Source organism: Burkholderia sp. LA-2-3-30-S1-D2, assembly GCF_001523915.2.
Lineage (GTDB): Bacteria > Pseudomonadota > Gammaproteobacteria > Burkholderiales > Burkholderiaceae > Burkholderia > Burkholderia diffusa.
Genome location: NZ_CP013384.1, coordinates 1997792 through 2018333 on the forward strand (window position 1 = coordinate 1997792; position 20542 = coordinate 2018333).

The 20542-nt window shown below is 64.0% G+C and carries 19 protein-coding genes; 4 read left to right on the forward strand and 15 right to left on the reverse strand.

The window, feature by feature from the left end; genetic code table 11:
* Positions 1-4: 4 nt before the first annotated feature.
* The 11 genes from WS66_RS22170 to WS66_RS22220 form a co-directional block, all read right to left on the reverse strand.
* Entirely contained in the window at positions 5-337 is a 333-nt protein-coding gene (locus WS66_RS22170) for a DUF3613 domain-containing protein (RefSeq protein WP_059608538.1), read from the reverse strand.
* A gap of 22 nt (positions 338-359) precedes the next feature.
* Positions 360-1241 carry a hypothetical protein gene (locus tag WS66_RS22175; protein ID WP_059608539.1) on the reverse strand — a complete coding sequence of 294 codons (882 nt, stop codon included), beginning with the start codon at positions 1239-1241 and terminating at the stop codon, positions 360-362.
* A 24-nt stretch (positions 1242-1265) separates the two neighbouring features.
* Complete coding sequence (locus WS66_RS22180) at positions 1266-2279, reverse strand: type II secretion system F family protein (protein WP_059608540.1); 1014 nt, start codon at positions 2277-2279, stop codon at positions 1266-1268.
* Between the two features lie 4 nt (positions 2280-2283).
* A complete protein-coding gene (locus WS66_RS22185; protein WP_059608541.1) occupies positions 2284-3252 on the reverse strand; it encodes a type II secretion system F family protein in 969 nt (322 codons plus the stop codon).
* Positions 3245-4612 carry a CpaF family protein gene (locus WS66_RS22190; RefSeq protein WP_059608542.1) on the reverse strand — a complete coding sequence of 456 codons (1368 nt, stop codon included), beginning with the start codon at positions 4610-4612 and terminating at the stop codon, positions 3245-3247. Before WS66_RS22190 ends, WS66_RS22185 begins: the two co-directional genes overlap by 8 nt.
* A gap of 3 nt (positions 4613-4615) precedes the next feature.
* Positions 4616-5896, reverse strand: coding sequence for a fimbrial protein (locus WS66_RS22195; protein WP_059608593.1), 1281 nt, complete (start codon positions 5894-5896; stop codon positions 4616-4618).
* Between the two features lie 45 nt (positions 5897-5941).
* On the reverse strand, positions 5942-7276 hold the full coding sequence (locus WS66_RS22200) for a type II and III secretion system protein family protein (protein WP_059608543.1): 1335 nt from the start codon (positions 7274-7276) through the stop codon (positions 5942-5944).
* 65 nt (positions 7277-7341) lie between these two features.
* A complete protein-coding gene (gene cpaB / locus WS66_RS22205; RefSeq protein WP_059608544.1) occupies positions 7342-8247 on the reverse strand; it encodes a Flp pilus assembly protein CpaB in 906 nt (301 codons plus the stop codon).
* An 88-nt stretch (positions 8248-8335) separates the two neighbouring features.
* Positions 8336-8806: a TadE family protein gene (locus tag WS66_RS22210; RefSeq protein ID WP_059608545.1), complete on the reverse strand. Its 471-nt coding sequence runs from the start codon at positions 8804-8806 to the stop codon at positions 8336-8338.
* Entirely contained in the window at positions 8803-9303 is a 501-nt protein-coding gene (locus WS66_RS22215) for an A24 family peptidase (protein ID WP_059608546.1), read from the reverse strand. The genes WS66_RS22210 and WS66_RS22215 overlap by 4 nt, the downstream gene beginning before the upstream one ends.
* A gap of 80 nt (positions 9304-9383) precedes the next feature.
* Positions 9384-9548 (reverse strand): Flp family type IVb pilin, encoded by a 165-nt coding sequence (locus tag WS66_RS22220; RefSeq protein ID WP_059608547.1) that lies wholly within the window; start codon positions 9546-9548, stop codon positions 9384-9386.
* Positions 9549-10216: 668 nt separating this feature from the next.
* Between WS66_RS22220 and WS66_RS22230 the strand changes: the two genes are divergently transcribed.
* The 4 genes from WS66_RS22230 to WS66_RS22245 all read left to right on the forward strand — a co-directional run bounded on the left by WS66_RS22230 (position 10217) and on the right by WS66_RS22245 (position 15831).
* On the forward strand, positions 10217-11905 hold the full coding sequence (locus WS66_RS22230) for a collagen-like triple helix repeat-containing protein (protein WP_059608548.1): 1689 nt from the start codon (positions 10217-10219) through the stop codon (positions 11903-11905).
* A 40-nt stretch (positions 11906-11945) separates the two neighbouring features.
* Complete coding sequence (locus tag WS66_RS22235) at positions 11946-13373, forward strand: collagen-like triple helix repeat-containing protein (protein ID WP_059608549.1); 1428 nt, start codon at positions 11946-11948, stop codon at positions 13371-13373.
* A gap of 144 nt (positions 13374-13517) precedes the next feature.
* The gene (locus WS66_RS22240) at positions 13518-15203 is read left to right on the forward strand and encodes a ShlB/FhaC/HecB family hemolysin secretion/activation protein (RefSeq protein ID WP_059608550.1); all 1686 of its coding nucleotides are present in this window, start codon (positions 13518-13520) and stop codon (positions 15201-15203) included.
* A gap of 166 nt (positions 15204-15369) precedes the next feature.
* Positions 15370-15831 carry a DUF2147 domain-containing protein gene (locus WS66_RS22245; RefSeq protein WP_059608551.1) on the forward strand — a complete coding sequence of 154 codons (462 nt, stop codon included), beginning with the start codon at positions 15370-15372 and terminating at the stop codon, positions 15829-15831.
* Between the two features lie 102 nt (positions 15832-15933).
* Here WS66_RS22245 and WS66_RS22250 read toward each other — a convergent pair whose 3' ends face one another.
* The 4 genes from WS66_RS22250 to odhB form a co-directional block, all read right to left on the reverse strand.
* The gene (locus WS66_RS22250) at positions 15934-16344 is read right to left on the reverse strand and encodes a transposase (RefSeq protein ID WP_059608552.1); all 411 of its coding nucleotides are present in this window, start codon (positions 16342-16344) and stop codon (positions 15934-15936) included.
* Between the two features lie 143 nt (positions 16345-16487).
* Positions 16488-17585, reverse strand: a complete 1098-nt coding sequence (zapE, locus tag WS66_RS22255; RefSeq protein ID WP_059608553.1) for a cell division protein ZapE — start codon at positions 17583-17585, stop codon at positions 16488-16490.
* Between the two features lie 98 nt (positions 17586-17683).
* Positions 17684-19114 carry a dihydrolipoyl dehydrogenase gene (gene lpdA / locus WS66_RS22260; RefSeq protein ID WP_057924323.1) on the reverse strand — a complete coding sequence of 477 codons (1431 nt, stop codon included), beginning with the start codon at positions 19112-19114 and terminating at the stop codon, positions 17684-17686.
* A gap of 81 nt (positions 19115-19195) precedes the next feature.
* A complete protein-coding gene (odhB, locus tag WS66_RS22265) occupies positions 19196-20473 on the reverse strand; it encodes a 2-oxoglutarate dehydrogenase complex dihydrolipoyllysine-residue succinyltransferase (RefSeq protein ID WP_059608554.1) in 1278 nt (425 codons plus the stop codon).
* Positions 20474-20542 lie beyond the last annotated feature (69 nt).

Sequence of the window (20542 nt, forward strand, 5' to 3'; positions counted from 1 at the left end):
TCGCTCAATATGATTGCATGGAATGCTGTCCGCCGGACCCGCCGCTGCCATTCGTATTGACCGGCGACCCCATCGACTCCGGAATCTTATGCTTGAACGAATCGAGATAGCGCTGATAGCTGAGCGATGCGGTATCGCCCAGCATTGGCAATGCCGGCCCGGCCGCGCGATTGTCCCGTTGCAGCGCGAGCAGCGCATCGGTCGAATGGCCGACTTCCGCCGCTGACGGCATCGATTCCTCGCATAGTGCTGCCGTCGCGCCCCCCATCAGCACAACCAGTGCGATGCTGCGATGCAGCCACGCAAGGCGGCACTTGAAACGTTTGTCGTTCGTCATGTCACTTCCCCCGAATACTTTCTCATTGTGCGAATCGCTGCAACAGCGGCGCGGTGGGATCGAATCCCTGAATGTTTTCGACTGGCGACGGCCGCCGTGAAACATCGGCGCTCGACACGTTGACCACGCTGCCCGAGCCGACCGGCGTCGCGACCGAGGTCGGTGACGGTGTCGCGTGGCGCCACGCACGCGCTGCCGCAGTGATTTTCATCGCGTCGCCGCGAATGTCGTTACGAATGTCGGCCGACAGCTTCTGCTGTGCCATGAGCCGTTGTGCATCGTGCGTACGGCCGGACGCGAGCAAGTACAGCACCAGATTGCTGATGATCTTCGGATTGTTCTGATCGAGTTCGGCCGCCTTCATCAGCGGGATACGTGCCCCGTCGATATCACCGCCGCGCAATTTTGCGTAGGCGAGATCCGACAGCGTCGCAGCATCAGTCGGCGCCAGCACCGTCGCCTGCGACAATGCCTGCGCAGCGCGCGGGAAATCGCCCGCCGCACCGGCGATCAGCCCAAGCCCCCGATACCCGCGCGCCGCCAGCGGCGTGTTGAGCAGTTGCGTGTAGACAGCCGTGCTCGCGGCCGGCTGATCGGTCATGCGCAACGCGTCGGCTCGCAGAAGGATGGTTTGTGGTGACGCACCGTACTGCTTCTCGTACGCATCGATATGCGCGAGCGACGCGTAATACAGTCCTTGCGACTGCATCCGCTCAATCAGGCCCAGATACATACCGGGTGTATCGGGCGCTGCCTGCTTCTGGGTGGCGGCGTCCATCAATGCCGCACGCTCGGCCTGCGGACCGACGCCGTAGCCGCTTTCCTTGAACGCCGAACACGCGCAGAGCAGGCTTGCCATCGCCACCATGCCGGCCAATTTCGCGACTTCATCGATGCGCTTCATCTTCCGCCCTTCCCCTTCCCTTCGTCAGTGCTGTGCCTGGCTCAGCGCGCGCAACACCGAGATCATCCCCGGGCCGGCGGTCACAATCAGCAGTGCGGGCAGAAGCGTTACGATCATCACGCCCGTCATCTTCACCGTCAACCGACCGATGCGCTCGCGCAGCATTGCGCGACGAGCCTCACGCAAGCGCTCGCCAAATTGCTTGAGCGGCTCCTGCACCGCGCCGCCGTGCTTGTCGACCTGGATCAGCAATCGCACGATGGCGCGCAGGTCCTCGTTTTCAAAGCCCGACGACAACCGTTGCAACGATTGCTCGCGTGTTCGCCCCGCCGCGAACTGTCGTTGGGCGATCTCCATTTCCGACGAGAGCACAGGCATCATGCCCTTGAAGTCGTTCGTGACGACCTGGATGCTCTGATCGAGCGACAAGCCGACCCCTTGAAGCAGGCGCAGCATGTCGACCAGCAGCGGCAACTCGTCGATGACCGATTGTCGGCGCTTCGCGGCACGGCGCCTCAAGTAGAGCTTCGGCACCATGAATCCGACGATGAACGAAATACCCATGCCGAGCCACCACTGCGTGCCGCTCACATGCGGCCCGACCATGCCAATGTATGCGAGTGGAACAATGATCGAGCACGCGATCCGCGCACTCAGCAACAAGCCGCGCGTGCGCGCATCGACGAAACCGCATTGCTCGAGCAACAGCCGATCCTCTTCGGCAACGACAAGCCGGCCGATACCGGTATCAAGCCAGCGCATCCCGAGCACCGACAGACGTGCCTGTATTTGTACGAATCGCGACGGTTGATCGGTTGTCTGCCGGGCGTCCTGGTCTTTCCGCAACGATTCATCCGCATCCTGAGCTGCCTGCCCCCTTGCGGCCGCCAGCGTGGCAAGCCGCCGCTCGAGCGCATCGGTCAGTGTCCGACCGCTGCGCGATTGTGCATTCGCACTGCGGATCGCGAGCAGCGCCAGCAACAGGATACCCACTGCGCCGAGCACCAATGCGAGCGAACCAACCTGATTGGCTGTCATGCCGTCACCTCAGTTTGGCCATGTGGTAAAGCCAGATCCCGCCCGCCACCTGCAGCGTGAAAGCGAGAAACAGCAACTGACGACCGGTATAGTCGTTCCACATCGACTGGAGATAGAGCGGATTGGTCGCGATGACAAAACTGCCGATCGCAATCGGCAGCATCACAAGCACCCATGCCGACAAACGCGTTTCCGAAGACATCGCCTCCAGTTCCCGCTCGGCCTGTTCGAGGTCGCGCATGAACGTCGACATCCGGTCGAGCATGATGTCCGCGCGACCGCCGTACCGTACCGACAGCCGCAGCACCGACCCGACAAGTTCGAACTCCTTGGTGTGGTACACGCTCGCGATGTGCATCATCGCGCGGTCAATCTCGACACCCGTACGCAGCATCCTGGACACATGGTCCAGGCATCCGCGCAACGGCGCCTCGGTCGTCTGCAGCGCGGCCTGGAACGCAGCCGGCACGCTATTGCCCAGCGTCACCAGCCGTACGATCCCGTCCAGAAACGACGGCAGTTGACGAACGATCATCAGGCGCCGCCGATGTATGCGCGACACCAGCCAGAACACGAGCAGCGCGGCGCCGCAGACGAGCGCGGCGATACCACCGAGCCAGCCGCCCCGCTCGCCTGCAGCGAACGCGGCCCCGGCCAGTGCGAGTAGCGCCAGCAGCGCCTTGCCATTTGCGTCCTCGATTCCCGCACGGCTTGCCACGTTACCGAGATACTCGGTGACGATTGAGCGCCAGCGCCCCCACTGCGAAGCTGGTACGCCGGGAACCACGCGTGCCGCGGCGGCTGACGCCGACAGGGTTTCCCGCTGATGCGCACCGCCCGATCGCGCGCCAGGCTCGATCCGGCTGTCGATGAAGCGCTGCACGTCAGCGCGATCGCGCTTCATCTCACCGTGCCGCCACAGCATCAGCGCGGCGGCCACGAGCAGAAGCGCCATTGCCAGCACGCTATACATTGAACCCCCCGCCTCCGCGCCCGAACCCGCCGCCTCCTCCGAAGCCACCGCCACCACTACCGCGGAAGCCGCTCTGCAGCGCCTGACGGAAGCGTGCGAGTTTCGGCGAGTGCGGATGAATGCCGAGCGATTCCCAGTTGTCCACTTCTTCGCCTTCGGGCGTCACGCGCGCCTCATAGCGATACAGTTCCTGCGTCGCGATGATGTTGTCCGACAGACCGGTTACCTCGGTAATCGACAGAATCCGGCGCCGGCCGCTCGACAGACGGCCTATCTGCACAATAAAGTCGACCGCGTTCGCGATCTGCCGACGCAGGCTCGACTCGGTTCCCTGGAACCCGGCGAAGCCGGCTAGCATCTCGAGACGATAGAGACACTCGCGCGGTGAACTCGCATGCACGGTCCCCATCGAGCCGTCGTGACCCGTGTTCATCGCCTGCAGCATCTCGAGCACCTCGCCGCCGCGCACTTCGCCGACGATGATCCGGTCCGGGCGCATCCGCAACGTATTACGCAACAAATCGCGAATCGACACGACGCCAGTCCCGTCGAAGCCGCCAGGCCGGCTTTCGAGGCGCACGACATGCGGATGATTCAGCGACAGTTCGGCCGTATCCTCGATCGTCACGACGCGCTCCGGCTCAGGAATATGGAACGCGAGCGCATTGAGCAGAGAGGTCTTGCCGGAGCTTGTGCCGCCCGACACGAGGATATTGCAGCGCGCCTCCACCGCCGCCTCGAGCAGCGCGCCGATCTCCGCATTGAACGTGCCGTTGCCGAGCAGATCGGCCGGCTTGAGCGGATCCTTGCGGAATTTCCGGATCGACACAACCGGTCCGTCGATCGACAGCGGTTCGATCACCACGTTGACACGCCCGCCATCCGGCAGCCGCGCATCGACCATCGGATTCGATTCGTCCAGGCGTCGGCCGATCGGCGCCAGGATGCGTCGCACAATACGCAGCAGATGCGCGTTATCGGTGAACCGAATCGGCAACTTGACCAGGATCCCGTGGCGCGATACGTAGATATCGTTGTAGCCATTGATCAGGATGTCCTCGACATGCGGATCGGCAAGCAGATCTTCGATCGGCCCGAACCCGGCAAGCTCCTTGGTCAGCGCCTCGGCAATCGTCCTGACTTCGTTCTCGTTGAGCGGGATGCGTCGCAAACGCACGAAGCTGTCGATTTCCAGATCGACGAACTGGTTGATCGCCTGGCGCGACCAACGGCCGAATTCGGCCCCCAGTTCCTCGATGCGAGTCAGCAAGTGTTCGTGCGCGGCGTTCTTGATGTCATGGAACTGCTGCGACTGGGAGAACGGCGCGGCGCCGTCGGCAAATTGAATGTCGTGTGCCATCGCTTACGAACGCTTGGACAAAGGTTGAATGAAACGCTTGAGCACGGACAGACCCGACGCGGCGCTCTTTCCCGCCGCACCCGTGCCAGCCAGTCGCTCCGCGAGCGGCTCGAGCGCACGCACATACGGATCGCGCTCGGCCACGTCGACAATGAGTCGTCCCTGGTTGGCCGCCTGCCCTATCGACACACGCCGCGCGGGCAGCGTCGTCAATAATGCGATCCCGAGCCGGTCTGCGATCTGAGCCGGCGTCAGGCTCAGTGCCGCATCGTACTGATTGACGACGAGACGCATCTTGCCGAGATTGATCCCTGCATCGCGCAGCCCCTCGAGCAGATCGACCGCTGAGACAATCGACGCCACGCCCTGATCGCAGACGAGCCATGCCTCGTCGGCACCCCCCGCGATCTGCGCGATAAACTCCAGGTTCGTAAAGCCGCCCAGATCGACGATCTGCTGATCGAAGAATGCGCGCAGTCGATTCAGCAAGCCGACGCAGGCTGCATACGACACGTCGCGCAAATCTGCGAGGTTCGACGGCAGCGTCGTCAGCGCGACACCGCTGGCGTGTCGTGCGAGGGCCGTGTTGACGAATGTCCGGTCGATGCGGCGCAGGTTGCGCACGGCATCAACAAAGTGGAATTCGCAACGCGTGTTAAGAAACAGTGCGCTATCGCCTGCCGGCAGGCCCAAGTCGACGAGCGCCGTTTGCCGGGCATGCGGCGTGGCAACACCGAACGCAGACGCGTCGCCCGCGACGATGCCGGCAGCCCCGCGCTTGTGCAGCCATACGGCCAGATTCGATGCGAGCGTACTTACACCCATCCCGGCGCGCGCGCCGAGCAGCGCAACCAGCTTGCCGTGGCGATTTGCCGGTTCCGCGCCAGCGTGCTCGAGCAGCCCGCGCGTGATACGCAATGCGTCTTCCGCACTGCCGGAAACGTCGATGAAATCGCGCACACCGGCCCGCAGCGCAGCGAGCGCGCTTTCCGGCTCCGCCAGCGTACCGAGCGCGACGACCGGCAAACTCGGATGTGCAAGGCGCACCGCCGCCGCCGCAACGCTCGCTTCGGCCTGCGCTTGCGAAAAATCGATGAAGACGATCGCGGGGTTGAGCCCCAGGATGCGCTGGGCCAGTGCGCCTGGCTCCAGCGACACCGACTCCACCGTACCGGCCGACACGAGCGTATCCCCCAGCCAGCGGAGATGCTCGCCCTGATGCGATGCACATACAAAATAGTCAGTCACGGCGGGCTCAGCCAATGAAAGGGTTCTCGCATTCACATTGAATACCCCCGAATCCATATCGCACGACGCCGCGCCGTGCGGTCATTTCGAAAATCCCGGTGCGGCATCCGGCGACGCGATACCACCGAGATACGAGCGCCAGACAGGCCCGTCCCGCTGCTCCGACAACTCGCCAGGCGTCGCCGGCAGCGGTGCGCCCTTCGCGATTGGTGCAACCAGATGCGGCGTCACGATGATCACCAGTTCCTTATCGTTCTGCTGGTAGCTCAAGGATTTAAAGAACGCGCCGATAATCGGCAAATCGCCCAGGACCGGAACTTTGCTGATATTCGACATCGTTTCGCGGTCGATCAGGCCACCGATCACGAAGCTCTCGCCATCACCCAACTCGACCGTCGTATCCGCGCGCCGGGTCGTGATGGCCGGCACCGACACGCTGTTGATCGTTACGCCGTGCTGAAAATCGAGTTGGCTCGATTCGGGCGCAACCTTCAGTGCAATCCGGCGCTGGCTCAGCACGGTCGGCGTCAGTGTCAAACCGACGCCGTACTGCTTCCAGTCGATCGCTGTCGAGCCCAGTGCCTGCGGCACCGGTACCGGAATTTCGCCGCCAGCGAGAAAACTCGCGCTCTGCCCCGACAGCGCCACCAGCGTCGGCTGCGCAAGAACGCGGGCCAGGTTGTTCGCTTCAAGAATAGAAATATTGCCGAAGATCCCGCGGCCGGCGGAATTCACGACCAAGTTGAACGCCGACGCGATCGGAATGCCGGCCGCCGCTTGGAAACCCGACGTCGCCCCCCCCGTCACAGACTGAAGGCCGCCCGGCGAAAATGCGCCGAACGCGAATCCGTTGCTCTGCTTGAAGAAGTTGAGCCCCGCCTCCTTCAGCACCGAGCGGCTGAATTCGACGACGCGCACGTCGACCTGCACGACACTCCGGTTACCGACCGTCGACGCATCTATCACAGTGCCGTCCTTGCCCCCCATCCGCTTGCCGACTGCCACGGCACGTTCATGCGCATCAAGCGATGCCGAGGAGCCAGACAGGACCGCGGCTCCGCCATATGCCTTGACCTTCGGTCCAGAACCATCCAGTACCGCCTGAGCGGCCGCATCGACGACATTGACGTTCCACACCGTCGGCTCGTCGCGGCCGCGTTCCCATAACATAACGTTCGTAGAACCCGGTGCCTTCGCAACCAGCAGCACCGACCCGGCGTGACTGCCCTTCATCACCAGCACGTCTACGACGGCAGGATCGCCCACTGCAATCCGTTGCAGCGTGTGGCCGGCAGCGATCTGCCGTTGCGAGCCGACCGCAAGGTCAATCGATGCGTTCGTGCCAGCCGCCTCCGTCAGGACGGCAAAGGTCATGGCCCAAATAGCAATCGCGTATGCAATCAGTTTATTTGTCATTGTGTCGCGGGCCGTCGCGCGGCCTTCTCTCTTCCGTAGCTGCTGTCGATGATCGTACGTTGATGTCAATAGGCGACCGTCTCGGCACGCCCGCCACGAATGACTTCGATGCTGCCGACGCTCCCACGGGCCATGACAGGCGCGCGCGGTGCAACCAGCGTGCGGGGTGTACCGCGTGCACGTCCGCCCGACAGGTCGTCCAGCCATACGCCGCTCGCGGCCTGCGCGGATGGCGTGGCACCCCCGACTGCCGCACGCACCGCAACTGTCTGTGTCGCGATTTCGGTGTCCCGCGGATTGCGCAGCGCGAGCGTCAGACGACCGCTTGCCTCGGCAAGCGTAAGCGCATCGACCTGCGCCGTCGGCACGGCGAGTACCGCGGTCCGCACCGCACCGCTCGGTCCGCCGCCGCCGTCCCGATCGGAGGTTGCATCGCCAAACGACAGCACACGGATCTTCGACAGCAGCAGGCGCGCCTGCGTACCGGGAATCTCCGAGCCCGCCTGCCCGCCGCCGGAACCGTCACGCCTCAGATTCACGAACACGTCGACGAAGTTGCCGGGCCGCAACCGATTGCCCACCGCATTCGACTCGTCGATCTTCACCGCGACAGCGCGCTCACCGAGCGCCACCTGGTCGGCCAGTCCGGAAGTCAACCCGCCTTCGAGCACTGGTGCCGCGGCAAGAATGTCATTCGCCGGCACGCGACCTACGAGAGCGGTCGGATCGCTGAACCCGCCCGTCGGCATCATGGGAACCTGCGCGAGCTTCAATGCATCGGCAGGAATTGGCTGACCGGCCGGCAGCAGGCGTGCCGCCACGACGACCGGCACCGGCTGCGCCGCGACAGTCGGCGTTGCCACAACCGGCGGATGGACCTGCGCGCGACCAAGCGTCCACGCATAGATCCCGAGCAGAACGGCGATTGCGATCAGCAGCCCGGCGATGATCTTCGTCAAGTTGTTGGCCATGGTGAATGTCGGTGCCGTAGATTGATGTTGTTATGTTCGAGCGGGGACACCGCTATATGCATGTAACCCGCCGTATGTATCGTCCGGCTCATAGGATGGTTGCCGGATTGATCTGGACGGTGGCCGTGCCGGTAAGCTGCGTCGGTGTGACGAGACCCATCAACGGCAGAGACGGAACCAGCGGATGCGCCTGATACGGATAGGTCACGGTGACCGTCACGCAATACATCGTCGGGTCGTAACTGCATGTTCCTGATACCGGCGTCGGGATCTGGACATTGGTCAGCCATGAAGTGAGGCCTGCAGCCGTCGCCTTTGCTGCGCTCGCTCGGTCCGTCAGCGCCTGCGTTCCCGAACCGTTGGCCTCGTACACATAGTTCAGTGCCGAACGCGCCCCCTCGGTCGCGGCGAGCGTCAAGCCCTGCTGAACCGCGAAGATCAGCCCGAACGTCACGATCGCGTACAGAATCAGAAAAAACAGCGGAAATACCAGCGCGAATTCGACGGCAGTTGCTCCTCGCTCCCGCGAGCGCGCGCCCGATTGATACTGTCGTTTCATCGCGCGCTCCAGGTAATGACCAGATAGCCCAGCCAAGCCGCCGCAGGAACGACGAGACATGCCGCGTACGGTGTTGAGCGCCGCCCGCCAAGCGCCATCGCCGGCGATCCACGCTCCCATAACGCGCCGAGTGGCGTGTGAGTGAGCAGTATCAGTCCCAGGACGTGCAACCCGGCGGCAAGGCTGGCAATAACCCACAGCCTAAGCAATATCGGCAAACCGCACCACGCGCCGAGAACCGCGAATACCTTGACGTCTGCCGCCCCCATGACACGCATCGCAAAAAGCGGGAAGAAACTGGCCAAACCGACCAGCATACCGATCAATGCCTGCTCGGTTGAAATACCAAACGGATTTGCGTTTATCAGTGAACTGAAGAGTGCGGCAACGCCCCCGCAGATGACAAGCGAATTCCGAACGAGCCGAAATCGAATATCACCGGCAGCAACGAGAACGGCCCAGGCAAAAAAAAAGCTGGTGCTGATGAGATGTGCCATATTGCAATCGACGGCGCATGCTGATGTAACGGCAAGCGAGCCGCTACTGCGGCTCGCTTGCCCCCAGCAAACCACAAGGGTCAGGGCAGCGAACTGGCAATCGTGGCGAACAGAGCCGAGATCTTCGTGCCGATGGTCGTCACGCTGGCAATGATCAAGGCTGCAATCAGCCCCGCGATCAGTCCATACTCGATCGCGGTAACCCCGTCTTCTTCCTTCAGGAAGCGCTTGATGAGTGCTTTCATTTTTTAATTCCTCGTGCCTGTATGTACGTTTTTTGGCCTTTTATACGTTCTACATCCCCGCATATCCGGCCCTTGCCCCGCGCCGTTCGTCACATCAGGTGTAACGACAACCAGGTGCGCCTTCTTTATATGTCACCCCGAAGGGTATGTATCAACATTTGATGCAAGTTAACATTCGCGATAGCGACCCTCCTCGAACGTCGTGTACCGAACTGTACATTTGCTTACATCTGCTCCGGATTCTATATCCGTTCCTATTTAACTTCCAACCTCTTTTAAGACCGGGTCGAAAAAACTTTCCGGGAGCACGACGTATTTGTACGGCGTTTCGGTACGATCTACACATAGGATTTACGATAGGTTAGATGTGCACACCTAGTCCACCAGTAAAACAATCAGACCGCCCGCCAGCCCTCCACGCCCCTCACGTTACGCCGCACGCGTAACGCCAATGTTGTGACGTTACGTTACGAAACGGACGAAACCGTTCCCATTCGACTGTTCTTAAACAGATTCAACAATCTTTCATTTTGCCTAAATCCTTTCTCCAACAAGGAATTGGCTCGTTTGAAACCAATCGTCGACTCGACGACCGTCGAAATGGCACGACAGTTGCAGAGTAATCCTCGCATCACTCAACACAACATCAGCTTCAATGCGAGGACGAAATGGACATTCAGGTTATCCCTCATGGCACGCTCCGGACGACTATGATCGCGGCCACCGTGGCAGCCATGCTTTCCCTCTCCGCGTGCGGCGGTTCCGGTTCCATCAGCAAGGGGCTCAGCGGTGGCTCCAGCTCCGGCGGTGGCGATTCGATCTCCACATCGGGCGGCGGCACCTCGGGCGGTACCTCGGGCGGCACGTCCGGTTCAACGAGCGGCAGCACGTCGGGGAGCACCAGCGGCTCGACCAGCGGTAGCACGAGCGGCTCGACGAGCGGCAGCACCAGCGGCACCACGAGTGGAACAAGCAGCGGTACGAGCGGCACCTCCGGTGTGTCGTCAAACGCGGTGGGAACCGTCCTCGCAAGCAGCGGCAATCTCGTCACGAATCTCGGCGGCACCGTATCCGGCCTCGGCTCCGTGATCGGCAGCCAGTCGCTGCCCGGCGTCAACCCGGCCACGACGCAGGCTGCAGGCGGCATCGTGCAGAACGTCGGCGGTGCGGTGACTGCGCTCGGCAATGGCCTCGGCAACGGCCTCGGCCAGCTCGGCGCGACGAAGGACCCGGTCGGCGTCACGGTCGCCAGCACCGGCGGCGTGGTGAGCCAGCTCGGTGGCGCGGTCACGCAGACCGGCAACCTGGTCACGAGCCTCGGCAGCGGCCCGCTGTCGCCGCTCGCTCCCGTCACCGGCGCCGTCGGCGGCCTCGTGACGCAGGTCGGCAACGCCGTATCGAACGGCGGCACCACACTGTCCAACGTGTTGTCGACCGGTCCGATCCAGCAGGTCACGCAGACGGTCAGCTCGGCGATCACGCCGATCACGACGATGGTCGGTCAGACGACGCAGACGATCGGGACGGCCACCGGCCTCGGCGCCCCGCTCAACATGCTGCTCGGCACGATCGGCAACGGTCTGAACCAGGGCGGCGCGCTGATCGCATCGACGGGCGGCAACCCCGTCACGACCGGCCTCGGCAACACCGTCTCGTCGGCCGGCAATACCGTGAAGACCGTCGGCGGCCTGCTCACGGGCGGCACCGGCGGCGCAACCAACCCGCTCGCGCCGCTCACGGGCCTCCTCACGACGGTCACCGGTACGCTCGGCGGCGCAACGGGCGGCACCAGCGGCGGTCCGCTCGCCCCGGTTACTGGCCTCGTCTCGACCGTCACCGGCGCACTCGGCGGCGCAACGGGTGGCACCAGCGGCGGACCGCTCGCCCCGGTTACCGGCCTCGTCTCGACCGTCACCGGCGCACTCGGCGGCGCAACGGGTGGCACCAGCGGCGGACCGCTCGCCCCGGTCACCGGCCTTCTCTCCACGGTCACGGGCGCACTCGGCGGCGCGACGGGCGGCACCAGCGGCGGCCCGCTCGCTCCGGTCACCGGCCTTCTCTCCACGGTCACGGGCGCACTCGGCGGCGTAGCCGGCGGCAGCAGCGGTCCGCTCGCCCCGGTCACGGGTCTGGTCTCCACGGTCACCGGCGCGCTCGGCAGCGCAACGGGCGGCGCAGGCGGCGGCAACCCGCTCGCCCCCGTGACGGGCGCGGTGTCCTCCGTCACCAGCACGGTCGGCGTACCGGCACTGAGCGGCACCACGGGCGGCGTCACGAATTCGGGCTCGGGCTCGAATCTGCTCGCGCCTGTCACGTCGCTGATCGGCGGCCTGCTCGGCGGCACGCACGGCAAGTAATCGAACATCCATTCATCGACAAGACAGCGAGGAGTCCATCATGTCCCAGCAACGTTCCATCACGACGGCCGTCCTGCGCCAGTGGCGCGCGCCCCTCACCGCCTTCGCTGCAGCGTGCCTGCTGGCTGCCTGCGGCGGCAACAGCGTCAGCACGCCGCCGTCCAGCAACAACGGCGGCAGTTCCAGCGGCACGAGCGGTACCAGCGGCACGAGCGGCACCAGCGGCTCGTCCACCGGCACCAAGGGCGCCGTCAGCACGATCGGCCAGACCGCAACCGATCTCGGCAGCACGATCGGCAACATCAGCGTGCCGGGCCTCGGCGACGGCGTGACGAAGGGCGTCGGCAGCACCGTCTCGAGCACCGGCACGATCATCAACGCGGCTGCCGATGCGTTGAGCAACGGGCTCGGACAGACTGGCTCGATCAAGGATCCCGTCGGCACGACGGTCGCCGGCCTCGGGAACGTCGTCGGTGCGACGAGCAACACCGTGTCCGGGCTGAGCTCGACGGTCAAGGCACTCGGCACGGGTCAGCTCGCGCCGCTCGCCCCTGTCACGACGCCGGTCGGCACCGTGCTCGACACGGTCGCCAACGGGCTGTCGGCTGCGGGCACGACGATCGGCTCGACGCTGTCGTCGGGCGCCGTGCAGCAAGTGACGCAGCCGCTCAGTTCGGCAATCACGCCGCTGGTGATCACCGCGGGTCAGGTCACGCAGCAGGTCGGCACGACCACGGGTCTCGGACAACCGGTGTCGGGCCTGCTGGGCCAGATCGGCGGCGCAATCAGCTCGGCGGGCAAGCAGGTCGGCAGCACGTCGAATCAGCCGCTCGTCGGCGACGTCGGCCAGCTCGTCACCGCGGTCGGCAACACCGTAACCAACGCAGGCGGGCTCGTGAATCCGAACGGGCCGAACGGCGCGGCGCCGATCCCCGGCCTGATCACGAGCCTCGTCGGCGGCTCGACGGCTACCGTACAAAACGGCTCGTCGTCGGGCTCCAGCTCGACGAACCCGCTCGGCGGCCTGCTGTCCGGTCTCGGTTCGACGCCGCTCGGTTCGCTCACCGGCGCACTCGGTGGCGCAACGGGTGGCTCGGGCAGCAACCCGCTCGCGCCGGTTACTGGCCTCGTCTCCACTGTCACCGGTGCACTCGGCGGTGCAGCGGGCGGCGCCAGCGGCGGCCCGCTCGCGCCAGTCACCGGTCTCGTGTCGACGGTGACGGGCACGCTCGGCGGCGCAACGGGTGGCGCAGGCGGTGCAAACCCTCTCGCGCCTGTCACCGGTTTGCTGAATACTGTCACCGGAGCAGTCGGTGGTGCAGCGGGATCCGGGGCTTCGTCGAATCCGCTCGCACCGGTCACGTCGCTCGTCGGCGGCGTGACGGGGTCGGCATCGTCGGGCAGCTCGACGGGGCTCCTCGCGCCGGTAACGGGGTTGCTGGGCACGCTGGGTAGCGTTGGCAAATAAGGAGGACGTTCGCGCCTTTGCAGCCGGAACAAAAGGCGCGACCGTACAAACACAACCGGCAATGCGGCACGCGGCGCGCGACACCCTTGTGTCGCGCGCCTGCATTAGAAAGAAGACGAAAAGCAAGGCCTACGAGGAAGAACAATGAAATCCAGACTCGACAGATGGATGATGCTGCTCGCCATCGCGGCAGCAGGCACGGCACATGCACAAACGCGCGCGGCAGGTAACCCGCTCGATTCGCTCCCCCAGATCAACGCACCGCAGAAAGGCCCGAGCGTCACCGTGCAGGTCGCGCCGCAGGCACCGCAACTGCAGGAGCTGCTGTCGCGGCACCTGACGCCGACGACGTTCCAGGTCGAAGGCGTCAAGTCGGTGCCGTTCGACGAAATCTCGCGTCGCTTCACGCCCCTCGTCGGCAAGGACATCACGATCGGCGAGCTGATCGAAACCGCGAACGGCGTGACCAAGCTGTACCAGGATCGCGGCTATGCGCTGTCGTTCGCGTTCATTCCCGCGCAGACGTTCGAGAACGGTGTCGTGCGCGTCACGGTGGTCGAAGGCTATGTGTCGGACGTCAAGGTCACCGGCAAGCCCGGCGCGATGGAATCGAAGATCCGCGCGATCGCCGCGCACATCACGGCTGATCGCCCGCTGCGCCGCGCGACGTTCGAACGCTACGTGAACACGTTCGGCCTGCTGCCCGGCGTGACGGTGAAGGCCAATGTTCCGCCGCCGCAGACGACCGACGGCGCAACGACGCTCGAACTGGCCGTCGACCGCAAGGCATTCAACATCAGCACCGGCATCGATTTCAATCACCCGGGCGTACAGGGCCTCATCACCGCGACGGAGAACGGCCTCACGTCGTTTGGCGAGCAATTGAGCATTTCCGCGCTGGTGCCGCCCGGACGCGACAAGCAAACCTACGTCGCGTTCAGCGGCGCGGTGCCGGTTGGCAGCAGCGGCCTGGTCACGCGCCTCGACGCCAGCACGTATCGCGGCAAGCCGACCGACAATCCGGGGCTGCCGTCGACCGTCGAGCGCACCGTCAAGAACGAGAAGCTCGGTCTTTCGGCATCCTATCCGTTGCTGCTGAACAACCAGCGCAGCCTGCTCGGCACCGTGTCGGGCTATGCGTCGCACAACGAGGACCGTTACCAGAACAAGATTTCCGGCAACAGCATCGACACGCGCTCGCAGGTCCGCGTGCTGCAAATGCAGCTCGACTACACGAGCGTGTCGGCCAAGCAGGTACAGAAGCTGAGCGTCAACGTCGCGAAGGGTTTCAACATTCTCGGCGCGTCGAAATCGCAGGACATCACGATCGGCTCGAACACGACATCGGTGGACAGCCCGATCTCGCTGACGTTCGTCCGCACCGGCGCAACCTTCACGCAGACCAACGAATGGCCGTTCAAGATCGGCACGTCGGTCTCGCTGACCGGCCAGTACAGCCCCGACTCGCTGCCGACCTCGGAACAGATCTCGTTCGGTTCGACGCGCTATGCGCTCGGCTACCAGCCCGGCGAAACGTCGGGCGACTCGGGCTGGGGGATGTCGCTGGAGGTCAACCGCGGCTTCACGCCGGGCTGGACGTATATGAAATCCGTCACGCCATACATCGCGTACGACATGGCGCGCGTGTATCTGCATACCGGCACGCCGTCGCCGAGCCGCCTGTCGTCGGTCGGTATCGGCGTGCGGTTTACGGACAGCCGTTACTACAGTCTCGACCTGAATATCGCGAAGCCGGTGGGCGATGCGCCGGTTGAAAGCGCGTCGCGCAGCCCGCGCGTGAATGCCGCGTTCTCGTATCAGCTCAACTGATCGGTCACCAAACAGCCTGCGTCTCACAGGCTGTTTGGATTAGAACCCCCTCTATCAAACGCAGCGCGCGGTTTCACGTATTCTGGCGAAGCTCGCAACATGCCACCGCCCCATGCAGACGGTCGTGCGGGCGCATCGAATACGAAATGACACAAGGAGGAAGACGATGATTCAACTGACCCGCCCGTTGCGCACTCTGGCAATCGCAAGCGCGCTGCTCGCTTGCGCCGCACCTGCGTTCGCCCAAGCCGACAACCCCATCGGCATGTGGCAGACGATCGACGACAACACGCATCAGCCGAAGGCGCTCGTGCAGATCGCCGATGACGGCGAAGGCTCGCTGTCGGGCAAGGTCGTCAAGGGCCTCGGCGCCAACGACACGCCCGATCGCCGCTGCACCGCATGCACGGACGAGCGCAAGGATCAGCTCATCAAGGGCATGACGATCATCAAGGCGATGAAGAAGGACGGCGACCACTGGGACGGCGGCAATATCCTCGACCCGGAAAACGGCAAGGTCTACAAGTGCAAGATGTCGCTGGAGGACGGCGGCCAGAAGCTCGTCGTGCGCGGCTACATCGGCGTGTCGCTGCTCGGCCGATCGCAGACCTGGGTTCGCGCGCAATAACGCGAAGCGCGTCGATACGCGCAACGCAATGAAAAATCGGCCTGACGACGACGTCGCAGGCCGATTTTGTTTTGATATGAGCGTGAATGAAATCGATCGACATCACGCTGCATGCTTCAGCGCGTCCGGTGCATAGCTACCGGGTGCACGATACGCAGGCGCCGCAGCACTGCGCACCTCCGCCGCCTTCGACTGCGCGTGCTTGCGCATGCGCGTGGACAGTTCCTTGCACAGATTCACGCCGGCGTCGCCGTACAGCTCGCGCATCACCTGCATCAACGTGCCGGTCTCGTGCCAGACCTTGAAGCGGCGATGGCATGTCTGGTACGAAGGGTAGCGACGCGGCATCGCGGACCAGGTCGCGCCGCTGTAAATCACCCAGAGTACGCCGTTCAGGACGGCGCGCGTGTTGGCCAACGGACGGCCGCGCAACTCGGTGCGCGGCTGCATTTCGGGCAGAAGCGGCACGACGCAGCGCCACTCATGGTCGGTCAGATCGCGATACGGTGTCATGGACATCTCCAGCCTTAGGAACCATGACACACGATATCGACTGCCCTCAACCCTGAACATAAGACAAGTCCGAAAATACCCCGAGATTGCGGGAATTTGACCGGAATTGACGTTTGAACTCCGTCGCTTGTCGAAAACCGCGATCAGGTCAGCGAAGTATCGACGATACGGCGCGGCGTTTCGAGGTACTCCTTCGACTGCATCTCGACGATCCGCGATACCGTGCGCGCGAATTCGTTCGCCATCGGTCCTTCGACGTACAACTGCTCCGCCGGCACCGCGGCGGACATCAGCAGCTTGACCTTGTGGTCATACAGCACGTCGATGAGCCAGGTGAAGCGCCGCGCCTCGGACGCCATTCGCGGCGACATCTGCGGCACTTCCGACAGCACGATCGCATGGAAGCGGCTGGCAAGCTCGAGATAATCGTTCTGCGAACGCGGGCCGCCGCACAGCGTCGCGAAATCGAACCAGACGACCCCGTCGGCCTTGCGCAGCGCCTTCAGCTCGCGCTTCTCGATATGCAGGATCGGGCTTTCGTCCGGCACCGCGGCGAGCTTCCCGAATGCATGACGCAGTTCGCGATCGGCGTCCGCGCCGAGCGGCGTGTGGTACATCTGCACCTGCGCGAGCGTGCGCTGGCGATAGTCGACGCCCGCATCGACGTTCAGCACGTCGAGCTTTTGCTTGATCAGCGCGATCGCCGGCAGCATGCGGTCGCGATGCAGGCCGTCGGGATACAGATCGTCGGGATCGTAGTTGGACGTCATCACGAACTGCACGCCGTTGTTGAACAGGCGATCGAGCAGCCGGTACAGGATCATCGCGTCCGCGATGTCCGACACATGGAATTCGTCGAAGCAGATCAGTCGGTAGCGCTTGGCGATGCGTCGCGCGAGCTCGTCGAGCGGATCGGCCTGTCCTTTCAGTTCCTCGAGTTCGCGGTGTACCTCACGCATGAATTCGTGGAAGTGCAGGCGCGTCTTGCGCTGCACGGGCACCACCGCGTAGAAGCTGTCCATCAGGAAGCTCTTGCCGCGGCCGACGCCGCCCCACATGTAGACGCCGCGCGGCAGGTCCGGATGAATGATGAGCTTCTTGAACGCGTTCGAGCGGCGCGACTTGTATTCGACCCACTCGTCGAAACAGCACTGCAGGCGATCGACGGCCGCGCGCTGGGCGGGATCGGACTGATAGCCGCGCGTGGTCAATTCGCGCGTGTAGTATTCGGTGACGTTCATCGGGCAAACCGGAAAGAACGAAGGCGAGCGGGAAACCCCGCCCGCCTTCGTCATGAGACGGCTGCGCCGGCCGGTGGCCGGCAGGCGCTACACCGTGCTCAGCTGTTCAGCGAGCGCTTGTCGACGGCGAGCGCCGCTTCGCGCATCACTTCCGACATCGACGGGTGCGGATGGCAGATGCGGGCGATGTCTTCCGACGCCGCCTTGAACTCCATCGCCACCACGGCTTCCGCGATCAGGTCCGACGCGTTCGCGGCGATCACGTGCACGCCGAGCAGTTCGTCGGTCTTCGCATCCGCGATCATCTTCACGAAACCGTCCGGCGCGTTCATGCCGAGCGCGCGACCGTTGATCGAGAACGGGAACTTGCCCGACTTGATCTCGCGGCCTTCCGCCTTCAGTTGCTGTTCCGTCTTGCCGACCCATGCGATTTCCGGGTACGTGTAGATCACCCACGGAATGCAGTTGTAGTCGATGTGCGGCTTCTGGCCGTCGATCACTTCCGCGACCAGCACGCCTTCGTCTTCCGCCTTGTGCGCGAGCATCGGGCCACGCACCACGTCGCCGATCGCATAGACGTTCGGCACCGCGGTACGGCAGTGGTCGTCCACGTCGATGAAACCGCGCTCGTTCGCCTTCAGGCCGATCGCCTCGAGGCCGAGGTTGTCGGTGTTCGGCACGCGGCCGACCGACACGATCAGGCGGTCGGCGTCGAGCGTCTGCGCGTTGCCGTCCTTGTCGGTGTAGGCGATCGACACGCCGTTCGCCGTCGTCTTCACGTCACCGATCTTCACGCCGAGATGGATGTCGAGGCCTTGCTTCTTGAACAGCTTGGCCGCTTCCTTCGCGAGCGCTTCGTCGGCCGCGCCGAGGAAGGCCGGCAGCGCTTCGAGCACCGTCACTTCGGCGCCCAGGCGACGCCACACCGAGCCGAGTTCGAGGCCGATCACACCTGCGCCGATCACGGCGAGCTTCTTCGGCACCGAGTCGAACGTCAGCGCACCTTCGTTGTCCGACACGATCTTGTTGTCGACCGGAATGTTCGGCAGGTGACGCGCCTTCGAGCCCGTCGCGATGATCACGTTCTTCGCGGTGACGACTTCGGCTTCACCCTCGCCGCTCACTTCGATCTGCACGCCGGCGTCGGTCTTGCCGGTGAACTTGCCATGGCCCTTCAGCCAGGTGATCTTGTTCTTCTTGAACAGGAACTCGATCCCGCTCGTCATCTTCTCGACGATCGCATCCTTGCGGCCGAGCATCTTCGCGACGTCGATCTTCACGCCGTCGACCGTGATGCCGTGGTCGGCCAGGTGATGCGACGTGTTCTCGAACTCTTCCGACGAAGCGAGCAGCGCCTTCGACGGGATGCAGCCGACGTTCAGGCAGGTACCGCCGAGCTTCAGCGCGCCGGCCGGGTTCTTCCACTTCTCGATACAGGCAACGGTCTTGCCGAGCTGCGCGGCGCGAATCGCGGCGATGTAGCCGCCGGGGCCGGCGCCGATCACGACGACGTCAAATTCCTTGGACATGACAATCCTTTCTACTTGTACGCCCGCACGGTCGCGCGTGTACGCGAGCGTGCGGAGCGGGTCAATGCAGTGAGACTCGGCTTACAGGTCGAGCAGCAGGCGTGCCGGATCTTCCAGCGCATCCTTCATCGCGACGAGCGACAGGACGGCTTCGCGGCCGTCGATGATGCGGTGGTCGTACGACAGTGCCAGGTAGTTGATCGGACGGATCACGATCTGGCCGTTTTCGACGACCGGGCGCTCCTTCGTCGCGTGCACGCCGAGGATGGCCGACTGCGGCGGGTTGATGATCGGCGTCGACAGCATCGAGCCGAACACACCGCCGTTCGAGATCGAGAACGTACCGCCCGTCATTTCCTCGATCGACAGCTTGCCGTCCTTCGCCTTCTGGCCGAATTCGGCAATCTTCTTCTCGATGTCCGCGAGGCTCAGTTGATCGGCATTGCGCAGGATCGGCACCACGAGGCCACGCGGCGAGCCGACGGCGATACCGATGTCGAAGTAGCCGTGGTAGACGATATCGTTACCGTCGATCGACGCGTTCACGAGCGGGAACTTCTTCAGCGCATGCACGGCCGCCTTCACGAAGAACGACATGAAGCCGAGCTTCACGCCATGTTCCTTCTCGAACTTGTCCTTGTACTTGTTGCGCAGCTCCATGACCGGAGCCATGTTGACTTCGTTGAACGTCGTCAGGATTGCGTTGGTCTGCTGCGACTCGAGCAGACGCTCGGCGATACGCGCACGCAGGCGCGACATCGGCACGCGCTGTTCCGGACGGTCGTTCAGCCACGTCGCGGCCGACGCCGGCACCTTCACTTCCGGCAGCGACGGCTTTGCTGCGGCGGTCTTCGCCGGTGCGGCGGCCGGAGCAGCCTTCGGTGCGCTGCCTGCGGCCAGCGCATCGCCCTTCGTGACGCGGCCGTCGCGGCCCGAACCCGCGACGTCGCCTGCCGACAGGCCCTTCTCGGCCAGCAGCTTCGCTGCGGCCGGCGATGCAGCGGCCGAGCTCGATGCAACTGCTGCAGCCGGCTGCGCTGCCGGTGCGGCTGCAGCGGGTGCTGCTGCCGGCTTGACTTCGGCGGCGCCTGCCGCTGCTTCGGCAGCACCTGCCTTCGCTTCGGTGTCGATCGTCGCGATGATCTGGTCGGCGACGACCGTGTCACCGTCGTTCTGCAGCACTTGCGCGAGCACGCCCGCGGCCGGCGCCGGCACTTCAAGCACGACCTTGTCGGTCTCGAGTTCGATCAGGATTTCGTCCTGCGCGACTGCTTCGCCCGGCTTCTTCTTCCACTGCAGCATGGTGGCTTCCGAAACCGACTCCGAAAGCTGGGGGACTTTGACTTCTACGATAGCCATGTGATTTTCCTGGATGCTTAATCTGGGTAATGACGAGGTTCGTGCGATTCCTTCGGCCGTTGCGGCGCG

What these genes read in the sequence shown, in the direction of transcription:
- WS66_RS22170 (WP_059608538.1), bottom strand. Translation starts at nt 337, where the DNA reads ATGACGAACGACAAACGTTTCAAGTGCCGCCTTGCGTGGCTGCATCGC.
- WS66_RS22175 (WP_059608539.1), bottom strand. Translation starts at nt 1,241, where the DNA reads ATGAAGCGCATCGATGAAGTCGCGAAATTGGCCGGCATGGTGGCGATG.
- WS66_RS22180 (WP_059608540.1), bottom strand. Translation starts at nt 2,279, where the DNA reads ATGACAGCCAATCAGGTTGGTTCGCTCGCATTGGTGCTCGGCGCAGTG.
- WS66_RS22185 (WP_059608541.1), bottom strand. Translation starts at nt 3,252, where the DNA reads ATGTATAGCGTGCTGGCAATGGCGCTTCTGCTCGTGGCCGCCGCGCTG.
- WS66_RS22190 (WP_059608542.1), bottom strand. Translation starts at nt 4,612, where the DNA reads ATGGCACACGACATTCAATTTGCCGACGGCGCCGCGCCGTTCTCCCAG.
- WS66_RS22200 (WP_059608543.1), bottom strand. Translation starts at nt 7,276, where the DNA reads ATGACAAATAAACTGATTGCATACGCGATTGCTATTTGGGCCATGACC.
- cpaB (WP_059608544.1), bottom strand. Translation starts at nt 8,247, where the DNA reads ATGGCCAACAACTTGACGAAGATCATCGCCGGGCTGCTGATCGCAATC.
- WS66_RS22210 (WP_059608545.1), bottom strand. Translation starts at nt 8,806, where the DNA reads ATGAAACGACAGTATCAATCGGGCGCGCGCTCGCGGGAGCGAGGAGCA.
- WS66_RS22215 (WP_059608546.1), bottom strand. Translation starts at nt 9,303, where the DNA reads ATGGCACATCTCATCAGCACCAGCTTTTTTTTTGCCTGGGCCGTTCTC.
- WS66_RS22220 (WP_059608547.1), bottom strand. Translation starts at nt 9,548, where the DNA reads ATGAAAGCACTCATCAAGCGCTTCCTGAAGGAAGAAGACGGGGTTACC.
- WS66_RS22230 (WP_059608548.1), top strand. Translation starts at nt 10,217, where the DNA reads ATGGACATTCAGGTTATCCCTCATGGCACGCTCCGGACGACTATGATC.
- WS66_RS22235 (WP_059608549.1), top strand. Translation starts at nt 11,946, where the DNA reads ATGTCCCAGCAACGTTCCATCACGACGGCCGTCCTGCGCCAGTGGCGC.
- WS66_RS22240 (WP_059608550.1), top strand. Translation starts at nt 13,518, where the DNA reads ATGAAATCCAGACTCGACAGATGGATGATGCTGCTCGCCATCGCGGCA.
- WS66_RS22245 (WP_059608551.1), top strand. Translation starts at nt 15,370, where the DNA reads ATGATTCAACTGACCCGCCCGTTGCGCACTCTGGCAATCGCAAGCGCG.
- WS66_RS22250 (WP_059608552.1), bottom strand. Translation starts at nt 16,344, where the DNA reads ATGACACCGTATCGCGATCTGACCGACCATGAGTGGCGCTGCGTCGTG.
- zapE (WP_059608553.1), bottom strand. Translation starts at nt 17,585, where the DNA reads ATGAACGTCACCGAATACTACACGCGCGAATTGACCACGCGCGGCTAT.
- lpdA (WP_057924323.1), bottom strand. Translation starts at nt 19,114, where the DNA reads ATGTCCAAGGAATTTGACGTCGTCGTGATCGGCGCCGGCCCCGGCGGC.
- odhB (WP_059608554.1), bottom strand. Translation starts at nt 20,473, where the DNA reads ATGGCTATCGTAGAAGTCAAAGTCCCCCAGCTTTCGGAGTCGGTTTCG.